Annotated in this window: 15 protein-coding genes; 10 read left to right on the top strand and 5 right to left on the bottom strand. The window is 61.4% G+C overall.

The genetic code is table 11. From position 1 onward, the window contains the following. Positions 1-52: 52 nt before the first annotated feature. From AMK00_RS25665 to AMK00_RS25635, 7 genes are all read left to right on the top strand, one after another. Positions 53-1,957: an ABC transporter substrate-binding protein gene (locus AMK00_RS25665; protein WP_064812148.1), complete on the top strand. Its 1,905-nt coding sequence runs from the start codon at positions 53-55 to the stop codon at positions 1,955-1,957. A 117-nt stretch (positions 1,958-2,074) separates the two neighbouring features. After that, positions 2,075-3,079 carry an ABC transporter permease gene (locus tag AMK00_RS25660; protein ID WP_042119874.1) on the top strand — a complete coding sequence of 335 codons (1,005 nt, stop codon included), beginning with the start codon at positions 2,075-2,077 and terminating at the stop codon, positions 3,077-3,079. Between the two features lie 3 nt (positions 3,080-3,082). Further along, the gene (locus AMK00_RS25655; RefSeq protein WP_064808333.1) at positions 3,083-3,940 is read left to right on the top strand and encodes an ABC transporter permease; all 858 of its coding nucleotides are present in this window, start codon (positions 3,083-3,085) and stop codon (positions 3,938-3,940) included. A gap of 1 nt (position 3,941) precedes the next feature. Beyond that, positions 3,942-4,931, top strand: coding sequence for an ABC transporter ATP-binding protein (locus tag AMK00_RS25650; RefSeq protein WP_064812147.1), 990 nt, complete (start codon positions 3,942-3,944; stop codon positions 4,929-4,931). Positions 4,932-4,978: 47 nt separating this feature from the next. Next, a complete protein-coding gene (locus AMK00_RS25645; protein WP_064812322.1) occupies positions 4,979-5,737 on the top strand; it encodes an ABC transporter ATP-binding protein in 759 nt (252 codons plus the stop codon). 110 nt (positions 5,738-5,847) lie between these two features. Then, the gene (locus AMK00_RS25640) at positions 5,848-6,444 is read left to right on the top strand and encodes an ankyrin repeat domain-containing protein (RefSeq protein WP_016736606.1); all 597 of its coding nucleotides are present in this window, start codon (positions 5,848-5,850) and stop codon (positions 6,442-6,444) included. Positions 6,445-6,457: 13 nt separating this feature from the next. Further along, the gene (locus tag AMK00_RS25635) at positions 6,458-6,961 is read left to right on the top strand and encodes a YHS domain-containing (seleno)protein (protein WP_269465935.1); all 504 of its coding nucleotides are present in this window, start codon (positions 6,458-6,460) and stop codon (positions 6,959-6,961) included. 13 nt (positions 6,962-6,974) lie between these two features. Here AMK00_RS25635 and AMK00_RS25630 read toward each other — a convergent pair whose 3' ends face one another. From AMK00_RS25630 to AMK00_RS25610, 5 genes are all read right to left on the bottom strand, one after another. Further along, positions 6,975-9,137 carry an adenylate/guanylate cyclase domain-containing protein gene (locus AMK00_RS25630; protein WP_064812146.1) on the bottom strand — a complete coding sequence of 721 codons (2,163 nt, stop codon included), beginning with the start codon at positions 9,135-9,137 and terminating at the stop codon, positions 6,975-6,977. 131 nt (positions 9,138-9,268) lie between these two features. Further along, complete coding sequence (gene ssuD / locus AMK00_RS25625) at positions 9,269-10,438, bottom strand: FMNH2-dependent alkanesulfonate monooxygenase (protein WP_123876260.1); 1,170 nt, start codon at positions 10,436-10,438, stop codon at positions 9,269-9,271. A gap of 61 nt (positions 10,439-10,499) precedes the next feature. Beyond that, positions 10,500-11,762, bottom strand: coding sequence for an SfnB family sulfur acquisition oxidoreductase (locus AMK00_RS25620; RefSeq protein ID WP_064812144.1), 1,263 nt, complete (start codon positions 11,760-11,762; stop codon positions 10,500-10,502). Between the two features lie 7 nt (positions 11,763-11,769). Further along, complete coding sequence (locus tag AMK00_RS25615) at positions 11,770-13,038, bottom strand: SfnB family sulfur acquisition oxidoreductase (protein WP_064812143.1); 1,269 nt, start codon at positions 13,036-13,038, stop codon at positions 11,770-11,772. A gap of 30 nt (positions 13,039-13,068) precedes the next feature. Further along, positions 13,069-14,478: an LLM class flavin-dependent oxidoreductase gene (locus AMK00_RS25610; RefSeq protein ID WP_064812142.1), complete on the bottom strand. Its 1,410-nt coding sequence runs from the start codon at positions 14,476-14,478 to the stop codon at positions 13,069-13,071. A 396-nt stretch (positions 14,479-14,874) separates the two neighbouring features. Between AMK00_RS25610 and AMK00_RS25605 the strand changes: the two genes are divergently transcribed. The 3 genes from AMK00_RS25605 to AMK00_RS25595 all read left to right on the top strand — a co-directional run bounded on the left by AMK00_RS25605 (position 14,875) and on the right by AMK00_RS25595 (position 18,069). After that, a complete protein-coding gene (locus tag AMK00_RS25605; RefSeq protein WP_064808835.1) occupies positions 14,875-16,215 on the top strand; it encodes an ABC transporter substrate-binding protein in 1,341 nt (446 codons plus the stop codon). A 100-nt stretch (positions 16,216-16,315) separates the two neighbouring features. Then, complete coding sequence (locus AMK00_RS25600) at positions 16,316-17,257, top strand: carbohydrate ABC transporter permease (RefSeq protein ID WP_064808320.1); 942 nt, start codon at positions 16,316-16,318, stop codon at positions 17,255-17,257. After that, positions 17,254-18,069, top strand: a complete 816-nt coding sequence (locus AMK00_RS25595) for a carbohydrate ABC transporter permease (protein ID WP_064812141.1) — start codon at positions 17,254-17,256, stop codon at positions 18,067-18,069. The genes AMK00_RS25600 and AMK00_RS25595 overlap by 4 nt, the downstream gene beginning before the upstream one ends. Positions 18,070-18,071: the final 2 nt, after the last annotated feature.

Genomic DNA, 18,071 nt, shown 5'->3' with positions numbered 1-18,071 from the left:
GCCCATGCGTGCCCCAGCGGCCGCCGCATCGTCGCTTACAAGGGAGGAGTTCATGCAAAAGTGGAAGAGGTTTGCATTCGGCTTCGTGCTGGCCACGCTCGGTCTGACGGGTCTGGCCACCGCCGAGGACTACACCTCCTTGCCGCGCAAGGAGACGCTCATCGTTGAAAATCCGGAAGGGACGATCAAAAATCCCGGCTGGTTCAACATCTGGGTCAATGGCGGCGGCGGGGTTTCGACCGGCCTGCAGCAGCTGACCATGGATACGCTCTGGTATATCGACCCTGAACAGGGGCTTGGCGGCGCGGCCTGGGACAATTCGCTCGCCGCCGACAAGCCGCAATATAATGCCGACTTCACCGAAATGACCGTGAAACTGCGCAAGGGGCTCTATTGGAGCGACGGCGTCGAATTCACCGCCGATGACGTCGTCTATACCGTCAAGACGCAGATGGATCATCCCGGCATGGTCTGGAGTGCGGCCTTCTCGGTGCAGGTGGCCAGCGTCGAGGCGACCGATCCGCAGACCGTGGTGTTCAAGCTGAAGAAGCCGAATTCGCGCTTCCATGCGATCTTCACCGTGCGCTGGAACGGCGCCTGGATCATGCCGAAGCATGTGTTCGAGAAGGTCGAAGATCCGCTTCGCTACGATTTCGCCAATCCCGTTTCGCTCGGCGCCTACAAGCTGAAGGCCTACGATCCGCAGGGCAAATGGTATACCTGGGAGAAGCGCGACGACTGGCAGCGCACCTCGCTTGCCCGCTTCGGCGAGCCGGCCCCGAAATACGTGACCTATACCGATCCCGGCCCGCCGGATAAGCGGACGATCGCCCAGCTCGAGCACAATCTCGATATCATTCACGACAACACGCCGGAGGGCATGTTCACCCTCAAGGAGAAGTCGAAGACCATCGACACCTGGTTCCCGGGCTTCCCCTTCGCCCATCCGGATCCGACGCTGCCGGCCGTCATCTTCAACACCCAGGAAGCGCCCTTCGACAATGCCGATGTGCGCTGGGCGCTGGCCCTCCTGATCGACATCAAGGCCGTCGACATGGCGAGCTATCGCGGCGCGGCGACGCTCTCGGCACTCGGCGTGCCGCCGACGGCGGCGACGATGAAAGACTATCAGGCGCCGATGCAGGACTGGCTGAAGGATTTCGAAATCGATACCGGCAAGAGCAAGATCAAGCCCTATGACCCGACCGTCGGGCAGCAGATCGCCGATATCCTGCGCAAGCAGCCGAAGTTCAAGGACCAGATCCCGACCGATCCCCAGGCGATCAGCGGTGCCTTCGGCTATGGCTGGTGGAAACCGAACCCGAAAGCGGCCGGCGAACTGCTGGAAAAAGCAGGCTTCAAGAAGTCAGGCGGCAAATGGCTGACCCCCGACGGCCAGCCCTTCAAGATCCGGATGACGGTCGAAGGCGACACCCGCTCGGTCTTCACCCGCGCCGGCACGCTGATTGCCCAGCAATGGGCCGCCTTCGGCATCGACGCCAAGGCCGTGCCGGCCGCGAAGCTTTGGCAGACGGCGCTGCAGCCCGGCGACTTCCAGGTGGCGATCGCCTGGAGCGTCGAAACCTGGGGCGGCGATCCCGACCTCTCCTTCTTCCTCGACAGCTGGCATTCGCAGTTCGTCGCCAAGAAGGGCGAGGTTCAGCCGCCGCGCAACTGGCAGCGCTGGTCCAATCCGGAGCTCGACAAGATCATCGAGAGCATCCGCGGCATCAGCGCCGACGATCCGAAGGGCATGGAGCTCGGCAAGGATTATCTGAAGCTGGTCGCCAAAGAAATGCCGACGATCCCGCTGATGTCCTATAACGTCTTCACCTCGATGGATACGACCTATTGGACCGGCTATCCGACGATCAAGGACCCCTATACGGATCCGGTGCCGAACTGGGCGAACTCCAGGTTGATGATGGTCAAGCTGAAGCCGGCTCAATCGCAATAACCCTCCCAACGCCGGCGCGGGAGCCATCGCGCCGGCCCCCTCATCGACGGGCATGAGCCCCAGCTGCCATGCTCGTCGATCCTTTCAAGAAGGGAAGCAGAGAGGAAGCTCCGCCTTATGACGCCCTATCTGATCTTTGTGCTGAAGCGGTTTGGTCAGTTCCTGCTCGTCGTCTTTCTCGGCGTGACGATCACCTTCTTCGTCACCCACCTGACGCCCATCGACCCGGTCGAAGAAAGCATAGGCGCCATCACGCAGATGGGTCAGTCCGATCCCAATGCAATCGAGCTGATGCGCCAGTCGCTGCGCGAACTCTACGGCATGCAGGGTTCGATCTGGCAGCAATATCTGCATTTCTGGCTGCGGCTTGCGACCGGCGATCTCGGTCCCTCGCTCTCGGCCTTTCCGACCCCCGTTTCGACCATCATCCTGCGGTCGCTGCCCTGGACGATCGGGCTGATGACGGTGTCGACGCTGATCACCTTCGTGCTCGGCAATGCGATCGGCGCGCTCGCCGGCTATTACCGCAAGGACATGGTGCTGAAGGCCGTCAGCCTGGTCTTCATCGCGATGCTGCCAATTCCCTATTACATCCTCGCCTTCGTGCTGCTCATCGTCTTCGGCTTCATCTGGCCGGTGCTGCCGATCAATGGCGGCTATGAGATGAACGCCAATCTGGACCTCTCCTTTGCTCTGGTCACCGACATCCTCAAACACTCCATCCTGCCGGCCCTTTCGCTCATCCTGGTCGGCGCCGGCAGCTGGCTGATCGGCATGCGGGCGCTGGTTTCCAACATCATCACCGATGACTATGTCGTCTTCGCCGAGCTCGGCGGCGTGCCGAAGGGCAAGATCCTGCGCTCCTACATCGCCCGCAATGCCATGGTGCCGCAATTCACCGGGCTTGCCATGTCGCTCGGCGCGATTTTCAACGGCACCGTCATCACCGAGATCGTCTTCGGCTATCCCGGCATCGGCAATCTGCTGATCGAAGCGGTGCATGCCGGCGACTACAGCCTGGTGCTCGGCCTCAGCGCCCTGTCGATCGTCGGCGTTGCCGCCGCCGTCTTCATCATCGACGTGCTGAGCCCGCTGATCGATCCGCGCATCAAGGTGGAATAGGCCATGTTTACCATCATCCGCGACCTCGCCCGCCAGAATATGGAATTCCTCTGCGGCCTGCTGCTCTTTGCCGTCATCGTCGGCCTGGTGATCCTGTCCTATTTCTCGCCCTATGGCGCCACCGACATCTATCTGCTGCCGCCCGATATGCCGCCGGACGGCGAATATTGGCTCGGCACCACTTCGCGCGGCCAGGACGTGTTCTGGCAGCTGACGATCGGGCTGCGCAACACGCTCTACTTCGGCATCGGCGTCGCCTTTCTCTCGCGCATCATCTCGCTGGTTGTCGGGCTCGTCGCCGGTTATGCCGGCGGCGCTGTCGACCGGGTGTTGATGGCGATCAACGACAGCGTCATGGTCATCCCGCAATTTCCGCTGCTGATCCTTTTCTATTTCGTGCTGAAGGACAATATGACCTGGGTGGCGCTGATCGTCATCATGGCCTCGCTCGGCTGGTCCTATGATGCGCGGTTGATCCGCTCGGTGGCGCTCGGCCTGAAGAGCCGGCCGTTTACCACCCAGAGCGTCTATTCCGGCATGACCATGCGCAAGATCCTCGTCGAGGAGCACCTGCCCTATGTGCTGCCGATCGTCTTTGCCACGACGATGAACAACATGATCTGGTCGATCGGCATGGAGATCACGCTTTCGGTGCTCGGTTTCACCGACATCGAGACGCCGACCATGGGCATGATGATTTACTGGGCCAATGCGCATTCGGCGCTGATCTCGGGCATATGGTGGTGGGTGGCCGCCCCGGTCGCCGTCATCGTCATTCTCTTCCTGGCGCTCTTCCTGCTGTCCATGTCGATGAACGAATACAATGATCCGCGCAGCCGGCTGAACCGGATGGGAAGTTAGCATGGAGAATCTGGTCGAAATCGACAACCTTAAAGCCTATTACCGCGCCTTCCTCTATGGCGTCGATCGCGAGGTGCGGGCCGTCGACGATATCAGCCTGACGATCCGCCGCGGCGAGGTCTATGGCGTCGCCGGTGAATCGAGCAGCGGCAAGACGACGCTGATCAAGACTATTGCCGGCGCCATCCGGCCGCCGCTCCGGGTCGTCTCCGGCAGCGTCAAGTTCCACTTCGGCGGCGGCACCCAGGATCTCTATGCGATGACGCCGGAGGAGCGCGTGGCGCTGCGCTGGAAGCATCTCTCCTATATCATGCAGGGCTCGATGAATGTGCTGAACCCGGTGCGCCGGATCCGCCATTCCTTCACCGATTTCGCCTTCCGCCACATGAAGGTGAGCAAATCAGTCTTCTTCGAGAAGGTCGCCAACCACCTGCAGCGGCTGAAGCTCGACCCGCAGCTGCTCGATGCCTATCCGCACGAACTCTCCGGCGGCATGCGCCAGCGCATGACCATTGCGCTCGCCACCATCCTGACGCCGGAATTCATCATCGCCGACGAGCCGACGACGGCGCTCGACGTGATCGTGCAGCGCGACGTGCTGCAGATGATCCGCGACATCCAGCGCGAGATGGGCTCGTCCTTCCTGTTCGTCACCCATGATATGGGCGTGCATGCGACGGTCTCCGACCGCATCGGCATCGTCTATGCCGGCCGGCTGGTCGAGGAGGCGCCGACCGCGAAGCTCTTCAGCGCGCCGCTCCACCCCTATACGCAGCATCTCGTCGGCAGCCTGCCGAAGATCGGCGACCCCACCACCCGGCCCTCGCTGGAGGGACGCCCGCCGAACCTCGCCATGCCGCCGGAGGGCTGCCGGTTTCACCCGCGCTGCCCGAAGCGCATGGAGATTTGCTCACAGAAAGTTCCGCCCATGGTCACCGTCGCGCCCGAGCGGCGGGTGGCGTGTTTTGCGGTTACGGGGGATCAGGTTTGACTCTGCTTAGCCTCTCGCATGTGACGAAAATCTACCGCCAGGGCGGCATGCTCGGCCGGCGGCTGATCACCGCCGTCAAGGATGTCAGCTTCGAAATCGGCGACGAGCCGGAGATCCTCTCGATCGTCGGCGAATCCGGCTCGGGCAAATCGACGGTGGCGGCGATGATCCTCGGCCAGGCAGAGCCGACCGAAGGCGAGCTGCAATTTGCCGGCAAGACCGTCGCCATCCACAGCCGGGCCGAACGCAAGGCCTTCATGAAGGAGGTGCAGCCGGTGCTGCAAAACCCCTTCGAAGCCTTCAACCCGCTGAAGCGGGTCGACCGCTACCTCTTCGAGACCGCCCGCAACTTCTCCGCCTCCGGCAAGCGGCCGGACCGGCGGGAGGTGGAGAAGATGGCCGATGCCGCCCTCCACCATGTCGGCCTGACGCTGGAAGAGGTAAAGGGCCGATTCCCCCACGAACTCTCCGGCGGCCAGCTGCAGCGCGTCGCCATCGCCCGCGCGCTGATCCCCGAGCCGCGCCTGCTGGTTGCCGACGAACCGGTCTCGATGGTCGACGCCTCGCTCCGCATGGCCATCGTCAACCTCTTCGGCCGGCTGAAGAACGAACTCGGTCTTTCGATCATCTACATCACCCACGACCTCGCCACCGCCTATTACATCAGCGACAACATCATCATCATGCGCAAGGGTGAAATCGTCGAACGCGGGCGGGCGCGGGTGGTGTTGGACGATCCGCAGCATCCCTATTCGCGGGCGCTGAAGGATGCGGTGCTGGCGGCGGAGTTTGGTGAGGCGGTGTGAGTCCTTAAAGCGGAAATTTCGGTGGCGGTCGCCGCTGCAGCTGAGGCAGGTGCTAGGTAGCCTACATGCCGACGGTGTGCTATTCTGTCGGTAAATATTAAGGTGAAGCTATGCGCCGGTTTCTTACATCGGTAGCGTTGTTTTTATCAGCGACCGCGGCGGCCGCGGGTGATCTATTGTTCGATGCCGTTTCAGCAGGAAACACCGTTGCTGTGGAGCAACTTTTAGCTTCGGGTGCCGATGTCAACAGCCGCACTCGCGATCAGGCGACACCACTCATCAACGCCGCGATTGCAAAGCAGCTTGCCGTTGCCGAGTTGTTAATAAAAAGAAATGCCGATGTTATGGCAAGGAATTCAGGCGGCTTTACGCCCCTTCACGCTGCGGCATTTTCGGGCAGCGTACCCATCAGCAAACTGCTCCTAGACCACGGAGCAATTCTCGACGATGCGTCCAATAAAGCGGGTGTTACCCCGCTCATGGTTGCGGGTGAAGAGAACCACGTCGATCTTGCTGAGTTCTTGTTGGCTAAGGGAGCTGATGTGGGCCACGTAGAGGTTCACGGCTACGCGCCGATCACGAGGGCCATATGGAAGGGCAATTTCGATATCGTCCGGCTATTCAAACAGCATGGCGTGACGTGTCCTCCGCTCAGCGTCCTCGGCGAGGAGGAATTTTACGCGAAGTGCATGGAAATTCACGAATGAACAGGAGGCGAAGATGCACTCTGGAAGCAGAACACAATGCATTGGTCGCTCTTTGGCGATGATCGGTCTCGCTGTCGTACCGGTTGTCGGTGGATCGCCGGCGGTGGCCGACGACTCGGTAAACACGGGGTACTTCGGCGGTGTCGCAATCATGGGATACGACACGGTCGCCTACTTTACCGAAGGCAAAGCGACGAAAGGTTCGGAAAAAAACTCCTACGAGTGGATGGGAACTCCTTGGCATTTCGCCAATGCCAAACACCGCGAGATGTTTATGAGCGAACCGCTCAAATACGCGCCTCAGTACGGCGGCTATTGCACGGGCGAGGTGAGCGACGGGTCAGTCACGGTCAACATCGACCCAGAAGCCTTCAAGATCGTCGAGGGCAAGCTTTACCTGATGTACGACAAGGCGCATGGGGAGGGGTTTGCCGCCCATCCGGCGGACACCGTGGCCAAGGCCGATGCCAAATGGCCGAAGGTCGCCGCCGATCTCGAGCTGGATCAGTATCACTGACCGCGAACGGCTTCTATTTGGCAGCCGAAAAATAGAAGACCTTGGTCGAGTTCACGTAAGCGTAGGTGGTTTCGTCGGTCGGGTTTGCGTGTCTGTAGACCGGTCCGCAATCGGGCTGGCCAAATGCGTTTTCGCTCTGCTCGCAAAGGAGGTCGCCTTTGACAGAAACCGTCTCGGTCATCATCTGAGTTGCCGAGCGGAATGCCGCCTTGCCGTCCATCTGGACCTGCATGATCGCAAGGCTCTCGGACGGCTCGGTCTTTCCCCGCAGAAGTTTGCCCATGACGGTGGCCGCGATCTCGGGACCCTTCAACCGAGATTGCTCGTCCCCGTGGAAGCCGAAGGGCCATTCAGGCAGCCCGGCCTCGCGCAGCGCGTCTAGGATAAATGCCAAATCCTCTTTCCTGAAATGGGCATTGCCGATCCGCCACGCTGCCAGGGAGTCGCGCGCCCCGAGAAGGCGTTCGGCCTCGGCCACAGTCGCTCGAGCCTCATCAATGCGACCGACACGGACATAGGCCATGGCGAGTGCGGTAACAAACTCGCCGTTGCCTTGAGAGCCGTAACCAGCGCGCTTGAGACTGTCTATCGCCCTATCGTAGTCGTGTTGCAGATAAAAAACCATGCCAGCCGTGTATCGGTCGATGGCGGAGGGGTTCGGGTCGTACCTGAGCGCCGTCTCGACAGCCGCGGCGGCGTCGGCGTGATTGCCCCAGACCAATTGAACATATGCGACCGCCATATGGGCTTCGGCATTGGCGGCACCAAGCGACACGGCCTTTTGTGCCGAGGCGATTGCCTGCTCGTAACGTCGGTCTACAGCCTGCATGATGGCGAGAACCGCGTAGGGTGACGGAAGTTCGGGGTCGAGGGCAAGGGCGCGACTAGCCTTCTCGTAGGCTCTTTTTCGCGCCAGGGCGCTCTGGAGGACGTCGTCATATGCGCTTCGCCAGACAAAGGACGTCGCGCGCGCATCGGACGCGAAGGCTTCGGCAAACCCGCCGTCCAGTGCCTCGGCCTGGTCAAAGAGCCCCAATGCCTCGAGCATCAGAGAACGGCGTCCGGTACGGGCGGCCTGCTCGGCACGCAGATAATAATCATATGCCTCGAGATTGGTGGTCGGAGGACGGGCGATGCGCTCGGTCTCGCTTCGAGTCAGTTTCAGACCGAGCGCATCGGCGATCTGTCTGCCCATCGCGTCCTGCACGGCAAACACCTCCGCCGCGCTGCGGTCAAACCGATTGGCCCACAGATGGTCGCCGCTCGAGGTATCGATCAGTTGCGCGTTGACACGGATCAGATCGCCGCTCCGCTGCACGCTGCCCTCAACGACGAAGCGCACGCCGAGGTCACGTCGTATCTCCTCCAGGACGTGGGGCTTACCTTTGTAAGTAAACACGGAATTCTGGGAGATGACGTCAAGGTTCGAAAGCCTGGCGAGATCGGTAATCAGGTTGTCGGTAATGCCATCGGCGAAATAATCCTGGGTTTGGTCACTCAAATTGGCGAAGGGCAGGACCGCGATCGATGCGCGTTGTTTATGCGGCCATTGCCATGCGAAGACGGTCGCACTGGCAGCGATCAATAGTCCTACCAGCGCTAACAGCGCCATACCCCGGGGCCTTGCCCGAGAGGAGAAGACGACTTTGCCGGTGTGGGCTGGGTCGAGCAGGACGCAATACACGCGAACCGGGTCCGTTATGTTTTTCAGTCGATGTTCGCCGAGTGCCGAGAAACCGACATCGACCTTGTGAGCGACGTGGTCGAATGCGGTACCGGAGATGAAAATTCCGCCAGGTTCGGCAATCCCCTGCAGACGGGCGGCAATGTTGACGCCGTCGCCATAGATGTCATCGCCTTCAACAATAATGTCGCCGAGATTGATCCCGATGCGAAGCCGAATGCGCTGTTCCGCAGGAAGTCCCGGGTCTCTGCCGGACATTCCCCGCTGGATTACGGCCGCGCATTGAACCGCGTCCACAACGCTAGCAAACTCGACCAGCGCCCCGTCACCCATGAGTTTGATGATCCGGCCATGGTGCTCTTCGATGGCGGAATCGACCAGCTCCCGACGGCAGGCCTTCAACCGCTCAAGCGTGCCGCCCTCATCCGCGCCCATGAGACGACTATAGCCTACCACGTCCGCGGAAAGTATCGCGGCGAGACGCCTCTCCATTTCTCAGCCCACCCTTTCGATACAGGGAGCTGGACATCTTACCACGCCCGAGGGCGCGTTGGCACCGGACTCGGGTTATTATCGGCAGGCGTTGCGGCCCTTTGAGACAGGAGGCGTTCGTCGGTAATTCCTCAGGAGGCGGATGCGATCTTCACATTCCCGCCATGTCCGCCTCCCCCAAAAACCCGGCGCTCGCCGAAGGAGGAGCGGATTTGCCCATGGGGGCCGGGCAGGCCGATTTCCGGGAAGAGCAACTCGGAAACCCGGTAGGCTTCTTCCAGATGCGGATAGCCGGAGGCGATGACGGTATCGATTCCGAGCTGCTGATATTCCCTCAGACGTTCCGCGATCGTCTTCGGAGATCCGACCAGCGCGGTTCCCGCGCCCGTGCGGACGAGACCGATCCCCGCCCAGAGATTGGGAGAGACTTCAAGCTTGTCGCGGCGCCCCTGATGCAGGGCGACCATGCGCGCCTGGCCGACCGAATCCGAGCTCTTGGCGAACACCTCCTGCGCTGCGGCAATCGTTTCGTCGGAAAGCTTGGAAATCAGCCGGTCGGCCGCAGCCCAGGCCTCTTCATCGGTCTCGCGAACGATGAAGTGAAGACGGATGCCGAAGGTGACGTGCTTGCCCTGCGCCGCGGCGGCCTTGCGGACCTTGGCAATCTTTTCTGCCACCTGCGCCGGAGGTTCGCCCCAGGTCAGGTACTTATCGGTGATGCCGCCGGAAAAGGCGATCGCAGCGTCGGACGATCCGCCGAAATAGAGCGGAGGACGCGGTTCCTGTACGGGCGGCAGACCAAGTCTCGCATCGATGGCCTTGATATACTTGCCGTCGAGGTTGGCTTTACCGGTCTCGACCAGCGAGTTGAATACCTGAAAGAACTCGCCGGCATGATCGTAGCGTTCGTCATGCGGCAGGAAAATGCCGTCACCGGCGAGTTCCTGGGCGCTGCCTCCGACCACGATGTTAATCAGCAGGCGGCCGTTGGAAACGCGGTCGAGCGTCGCGGCGAGGCGCGCATAATAGGCCGGCGATGCCGTGCCCGGCCGAATGGCCACCAGAAATTTCAGTCGCTCGGTATGAGCGGCGAGATCCGCGGCCAGAATGAAGGATTCCTCGCACGCCGCACCCGTCGGGATAAGCACGCCGGAATATCCCAGCCGGTCGGCAGCCTTCGCGATCTCGCGGAAATAGCCGGGATCCGCCGGGCGACTGAGATCGTCCGACCCCAGATACGCACCGTCGCCGGACGAGGGGATGAACCATAGAAAGTCGAGAGGCTTGTCGATTGCCATTATTCCATTCCTGTCAAAGCGGCAGCCGTTGCCGATTGCCCCGAGATTGTGAAATTCCAAAAAATCAGAGGGCGCCGTGCCGCGGGGGCAGGATGCCGTTCAGATAGAAGTTTCCGATATGGTGGTATTTCCAGCGCACCGGATCATGCAGCGAATGCGTCCGGGCATTGCGCCAGAAGCGGTCGAGCCCATAGTTTTCGAGCGTCGAACGCGCGCCACCGAACTCGATCAGCTTGGTGGCGGCAAGCTGCGCCACCTCCGTCGCGAGCGCCTTGACCTCCGCGACGGCGATCGATGCCTGCGCTACGCTCGCCGCCGTCGGTTCTGCAGTGGCGCGGTCGACAATGCGGCCGGCCCTTGCAAGCAGCGCATCGACCGCATGCACTCTGATCGCCACGTCGCCGACGCCGTGTATGGTGTGCGGATCCTCATAACCGTGCTCGATCGCCAGTTCGAAAAATGGCCGCGCATGAGCCCGAACGTAGGAAATCGTTTCGGCGAGCGCCCCGCGCGCGATGCCGACCTGCACGGCGGCATGGATGATCTGCGCGAAAGGACCCATCGGCGTCGGCTGTTCGAAGCTTCCATCATGGTCGACGATCTGGAACGGCGTCACCTCGACGTCGTCGAAGGTCACGGTGCCGCTGCCCGTCGAACGCTGCCCGAAGGACGACCAGTCGTCGACCAAGTCGAGCCCCGGAGTCGCCCGGTCGATGAAGACCAGATGGACGCGGCCGTTCGGTCCCTTCGCCACGGCGACGACGATATGGGCGAAGAGGGAGCCGGTCGCGTAAAACTTCTGCCCGTTCAGGTAGAGCTTTCCGTTGCGATCGGCGAAATGCGTCCTGAAGTCGACCGGCGTCTTCGTGCCGATCTCTGTGAAGGCATTGCCAAGGCGGTCACCTTCCAGCACGCGCCGGAAATAGAGCTGCTTCTGCTCCTCGCTGCCGTTCAGCCGCAGCGCCTCCAGCATGTAGAAATGGTTCTGCGGGATCTGCCCGATCGAGGAATCCGCAGCCGAGATGATGGCGGTAACCTCGGCCAGCGTCACCGCCGAAACGCCGGCGCCGCCATAGGCTTTCGGGATGCCGATTGCCCAAAGACCGCTCTGCGAGAAGCGGTCGATCTCGGCGAGCGGAAGGCGCCGTTCGCGGTCCCGCTGGGCGGCACCGACCGCGAATTCAAGCGCAAGGTCTTTGGCGATCCGGATGGCCTCCGCATCATCGCGGATGACATGGGCCAGGCTCCGACGCGTGGCGATGTGCGGCGCAGGACGGCCGGCGGTGAGCGCGGCCTCCCGGTGCAGCTTGCGATCATTCGTGCTCATCTTGGGCTCAGTTCCAGGCGTGGCGCGGCGGATGGACGCAGTTCAGATAATAATTGCCGACGTGGTAGTATTTCCAGCGCACGGGATCATGCAGCGTATGGACGCGGGCATTGCGCCAGTGGCGGTCGAGTCCGTGCTCGGCGAGGGTCGAGCGCGTTCCCGCAAGTTCGAACAGCTTGTTCGTCGACAGGATCGCAATCTCCGTCGTCAGAACCTTGGATTCGCCTGTCTTGATCGTCGCCTCCGAGACCGTCTCCAGCGTCGGATTGGCGCGGGCCGCGTCGATGGCGTGGCCGGCGATCTCGAGCAGCGCTTCGGCCGCATGCAGCTTGATCTTCAGGTCGCCGATCTGGGCGATGGTGAAGAGGTCTTCGCCGGCCGTCGCCTTGCCGCTATCGATCCAGGGGCGGCTATATTTGCTGACGAACTCGATCGTATCGTCGATCGTACCCCGGGCGATGCCGACATCGATCGCCGACTGGATGATCTGCGAGACGGGACCGCCGACCGTCGGATGGTCGAAAGAAGTAACCTTCAACGCCCGCGCCCTGGGCACGCGCACATTTTCGATCTTGACCGAACCCGACGCGGTGGTGCGCTGGCCGAAGCTCGACCAGTTGTTGGTGACGGTGAGGCCCGGGGCGTCGCGGTCGGCAAAGACGAGATAGCCCTGGCCGGTCTCGTCGACACCGACGATCGGCACGATATGGGCAAGAAGCGCGCCGGTCGTGTAGAATTTCTCGCCGTCGACGATCACCTCGTCGCCATCATGAACGACCTTGGTTTCGAAATCGGCGACGGTCTTGCTCTTCAGTTCGGAGAAGGCGTTGCCGTATCGGATCCCTTCGAGCGCCCAGCCGAAGAACAGCTTCTTCTGCTCTTCCGTGCCGTCGAGATCGACGGTCGCGACGATCGCCAGATGGTTCTGGGTGATCTGCGCGATGGCCGGATCGGCTGCAGCGATGATGGCGATCACCTTGGCGAGCGTGGCATAGGAGACTTCCGGACCACCAAAGGCTTTCGGCACGTTGATGCTCCAGAGACCGCTCTGCGAATAGGCGTCGAGCTCGGCGACCGGCAGCAGCCCCTCACGGTCACGCAGGGCGGCCCCGACCTTGAAGCTCGCGGCCAGCGTCTCGGCGATCTGGATCGCCTCCTCGTCGCTCCAGATCACATGCGCCGGCTTGACCGGGCGCGGACGGGGCGTGAAGGGATCGGTGGAATTGACGCGCGGATGGACGCTGTGATCGATCTTGGTGTCGGTGATGCTTCCCAAGGGAAAACCTCGTCGGGTTGGATTGGAATGTCAGCTGGCATTAGCAAGCGTAATTGCCTGGTTGCGCTTGAAGGCTTCGATGTCGCGGTAACGGTCGGCCGGATGCGCCTTGGGCAAATAAGGCCCCTCGCCGAACAGCTTCTCCCGCAGCGTGCCGGGGCGATAGCCGGTAGGATAGGCGCCGCGCTTCTGCAGTTCCGGCACCAGATAGCCAACGATATCCTCGAAGCTCTCGGGCGTTACGGCATATGCAAGGTTGAAGCCGTCGACGTCGGTCTCGTCGACCCAGGCCTGGAGTTCGTCGGCAACGGTGGAGGGCGATCCCACGACCACCGGTCCCATGCCGCCGATGCCGCCCCATTCGGCCAGCTCCCTGATCGTCCAGCGCTTATTCGGATCGCCTTCCGACAGGCTCTCGATCGCCGAATGGATGGCGTTGGTCTCGACCTTGCGCACGAGGTCATCCGGCGCGTAGCGGGAAAAGTCGACGCCGGTCCAGCCGGACATGAAGACCAGCGAGCCATCATAGGAAACGTAGTCGAGATAGTCGCGGAATTTGGCGCGCGCCTTCTCATCGGTCTCGTCCACGATGACCGTCATCAGATTGTAGATGCGGAACTTCGACGCTTCGCGCCCAACGGTCGCCGCCCGCACCCGGACATCGCGCACATAATTCTTCAGGATCGTCCTGGTCTGTGCCGCGACAAAGACGCATTCCGCATGCTCCGCCGCGAATTGCTTGCCCGGCCCGGAAGCGCCGGCCTGGTAGAGCACCGGCGTACGCTGCGGCGACGGCTCGGTCAGGGCGTATCCCGGGACTTCGAAGAAACGGCCCTTGTGGCCGATCTCGTGCACCTTCGAGGGATCGGTGAAGATGCGCTTCTCGCGGTCGCGCAGCACGGCACCTTCTTCCCAGGACCCCTCAAGGAGCTTGTAGATGACCTCCAGATATTCGCTCGCCACTTCGTAGCGGTTGTCATGCGCACGCAATCCGCCTTGCCCGATGTTCTTGGCGCCGCTCTCCAGATAGGAGGTCACGATATTCCAGCCGACGCGCCCCTTTGTCAGGTGGTCGGCAGTGGCCAGACGCCGCGCGAATGGATAGGGGTGCTCGAACGAGATCGAGGCGGTGATGCCGATGCCAAGATGTTCGGTGGCGAGTGCAATCGGCGCCGCGAGCTGGATCGGATCATTGACCGGAATCTGCGCCGCCTGATGGATGGCGTGGTAGTTGTTGGCCTTGTAGACGTCGTAATAGCCAATCACGTCGGCGATGAAGATGCCATTGAAGACCCCCTTTTCGAGCGTCCTGGCAAGATCCTGCCAGTAGTCCAGATCCTTGTATTTCCAGGATTTGTCACGAGGATGGGCCCAAAGGCCGGGCGACTGGTGGCCGACGCAGTTCATGTCGAAGGCGTTGAAGTGTATCTGCTTGGTCATTCCTCGATCCCATCCGGATTTCAGGCGTGGTCCCTGAAGCATCCCGATGCGGCATCCATTTAACAGTTATTATATGTTTTTTATGTACTATTTCGGGGAATTTTTTTGCGAGTTTTGTCAGCGGGCAACCACCGGCTAGCCCTAGGTTATCACTCGCTGACCGGCCTCATCTGACCGCATCCGATCACACTTTTCCACGCGACCCGCCCTCTCGAAGCAAGAGGTGCCGCTGAATTTGAAAATAAATTCTATAATTTTTATGTACTTTAAATTCCTGTTGGTTAACGGCGCGGGTGATCTGTCGAATGATCCCCCCAAGGCCGACGCAGCTGCCACACGGATCCCCGCTCCGTGGGCATTCCTGCGGCCGGCACCGTCGCAACCGAGGATCAATTCATGTCCAACCCCATCATCGACCAAGCCTATCGCCGCCGCACGGTGTTGAAGACCATGCTGGCATCAGGAGCGCTCCCTCTCCTGTCATCGGGCGTCTTTTCCTCCGCCCTGGCCGCGGACAACCGGTTCGCCGGCCGCACCCTCAATCTCCTGATCATTCAGCCGCATGTCATCACGGGCAAGAAGATCGCCGAGGATTTCGAGAAGCTGACGGGTGCGAAGGTCAACGTGACCGCGGTTCCCTACGACCAGGTCAGCGTCAAGGCGACCCTCGACTTTCAGTCCGGCGCCGGTGAATTCGACGTCATCGACTATTTCTATACCTACAAGGGTCAGCTGGCCGAGGATGGCGTGATCGAGGACGTGACCGACTTGATCGAGAAAGACAAGGCGGAAATCCAGCCCGACGACTTCATCCAGACAATTTATGACCAGTACACGCTGCATGACGGCCGTCGCTATGGCCTGCCTTATGACGGCGACAGCCACCTTCTGTTCTACAACAAGGAACTGTTCGATCGTTACGGCCTCAAGCCGCCGACGACCTGGGACGAATACAACGAAAACGCCAAGGTCATCACCGACGCGGAATCCAGGAACGGCATCTATGGTGCTGCGGTCCTGGGTGCGAAGATTCCCGTCATCATCCTGTCGACCTATGCCAACCGCCTCACCGGTTTCGGCGGCAACTTCCTGAAGGCAGACGGCACCTCGGCCCTCGACAGCACCGAAGCCGTGGAAGCGCTGAAGTCGCTGCTCGCATCCGCACCGCATGCATTGCCGACGCCGCTCGAGACGCGCTTCGAGGAGGGGCTGCCTGCCTTCCTCAGCGGCAAGGCCGCCCAGATCGACTTCTGGACCGACCTCGGCGGCTATGCCCAGGATCCCAAGGGCTCGAAGATCGTCGACAAATGGGGCGTCACCCGCATCCCCGTCGGCGGCGCCAACAAGACGCCGCGGCTTGCCTTCAACGCCGGCTTCGGCTTCGCAATCACCAGCGGCTCGAAGAACAAGGACGTCGCCTGGGAACTGATCAAGCTCGCGACGAGCAAGGACTACCACGAACAACTGCTGACGCTGACCGGCTCCGGGATCGATCCCGATCGTCACTCCGGCCTCAACTCCGAGAAGTTCAAGGCCTTCCAGCCGCTCGTGCAGCCGCTGCTGGCAGACGGCGCGTTGGAAAACAGCCTCGCCTGGCCGACGGCCGTCTATGCCCCGAAGCTGGAAAATGCGCTGACCGATGAACTCGCGCTGGCCCTTGCCGGGACGAAGAATGCCGAACAGGCAATCGCCGATGCCCACAAGGCCTGGACGAACATCATCGAAGCCAATGGCTGATCATTGAGCCTCGGCCACCTGGCCGACGCAAAACACGAGACCCGAAGGCGTGCCTCGCGCGGGGCACGCCTTTCGAGAGAAGAACAACAGGCGCGATGACATGACTGCGATCGATTTTCCCCTCGCTCGAAGACGAGCCGCCTCACCGACCGCCGATCACCGCCTTTCGGCACACCGGCTCGTCCGCTGGCTGTGGATCTCTCCGATCCTGCTCGGGCTCGCTGCGACCCTGGTCTACCCCACGCTGTTCCTGGTGGCGCTTGCGCTCAGCAAGAGCACGCTCGGCAAACCCTTCCGCAGCTTTGTCGGATTGCAGCATGTGCGCGACGTCCTCCAGGATCCGCTGTTTGCGACCTCTGTGATCAAGAGCATCGCTTATGCTTTCGTCACGGCGAGCATCCAGCTGGTGATCGGCTTCCTGATCGCCTTGCTCTTCACCCGGCTCCTGAAGGCCGGACGGTTCCTGGTAAGCCTGATTTTGCTGCCTCTGATGACGCCGCCGGTAATGGTGGGAGTGGCATGGAAGTTGATCCTCGCGCCGGCCGGAGGGCTCCTGAACGGGCTCCTCCTGAACCTTGGCATTGTCGACGCACCCGTGAGCTTCCTCGGCGATCCTGTCTTTGCCTGGTTCGCCATCGCGGTTGCCGATGTCTGGCAATGGACGCCCTTCGTCGTCATCCTCAGCTTCGCCGCCCTTTCGACCATTCCCGAAGGCGTCCACGAGGCTTCGATCATCGATGGGGCATCACCGCTGCAACGCTTTTGGCACATTACTCTTCCGCTCGTGGCGGCGCCGCTCTCCTCAATCTATCTGCTGAAGCTCATCCTCTCTTTCAAGGTCTTCGACCTCGTCTATGTCCTGACGTTCGGCGGTCCGGGCTTTGCCACCACCACGACCGGCTTCTCCATCTATCGCCGCGCATTGGAACAGTTCGATGTCGCCCGCGCCGCCGCCGAGACCCTGATCTACAGTCTGGTGATTGGCGCAGTGCTCTGGCCCGTCATTCGCATTCACCAGCATCTCGAGAGGAAAGACGCATGAAAATCAGCCGCTCCGACATCCCGCTCGTTGCCGCGACAGCACCGATCTTCGTCTTCTTCACCCTGCCGATCGCCTATCTCGTCTCGGTGTCCTTCAAAACCAAAGACGACGTGCTGAGCGGCCATTTCCTGCCGACGAGCCCGACGCTCGACAATTGGCCGGCCGCTTTCGAGGCTGCCCATCTCTCAGGATTCATCGCCAACTCCGTTGCCGTGTCGCTGCTCGCCGGCGCCCTGACGTTGCTGCTTACTTTGCCCGCCGCCTACGCTGTGCTGCGGCTCGGCATCGGTGGCAAATGGCTCGCCGATCTCACTCTGTCGAGCTACATGGCGCCACCGATCGTGGCTCTCATTCCGCTGTTCTATCTTCTCAAGGCCACGGGGCTCCTCAACACCCATGCCGGCCTGGTGATGCTCTACGGCTTTGCCAATATCCCCGTCGCCTTCTGGCTTCTCACCCCTTTTCTCCGGCGCATGCCGCTGGAGATCGAACAGGCGGCGGCGCTCGACGGAGCCGGCCCTCTTCGGATCCTCATCCATATCGTCGCCCCGATCATCGTACCGGGCATCGTGGCGACGCTGATCATCGTCTCGGTCCTCGCCTATAACGAATTCCTCTTTGCCTCGGCCTTCACCTTTTCCGACGAGACGCGCACGCTTCCTGTCGGCATCTCGCTCTTCCAGGGGGATCGGCTGGTCAATTTCGGCCAGATGGCAGCCGCCTCGCTCGCCGGCATCGCGCCGGTCTATCTGGTGGCGCTCTTCCTGCAGCGCTATCTCGTGGCAGGTCTCGCCCATGGCGGACTCAAATGATC

It is taken from the genome of Rhizobium sp. N621 (genome assembly GCF_001664325.1).
GTDB lineage: Bacteria > Pseudomonadota > Alphaproteobacteria > Rhizobiales > Rhizobiaceae > Rhizobium > Rhizobium esperanzae.
Note: the sequence above shows the minus strand (reverse complement) of the source record. Positions and strands in the feature narration are given on the sequence as shown.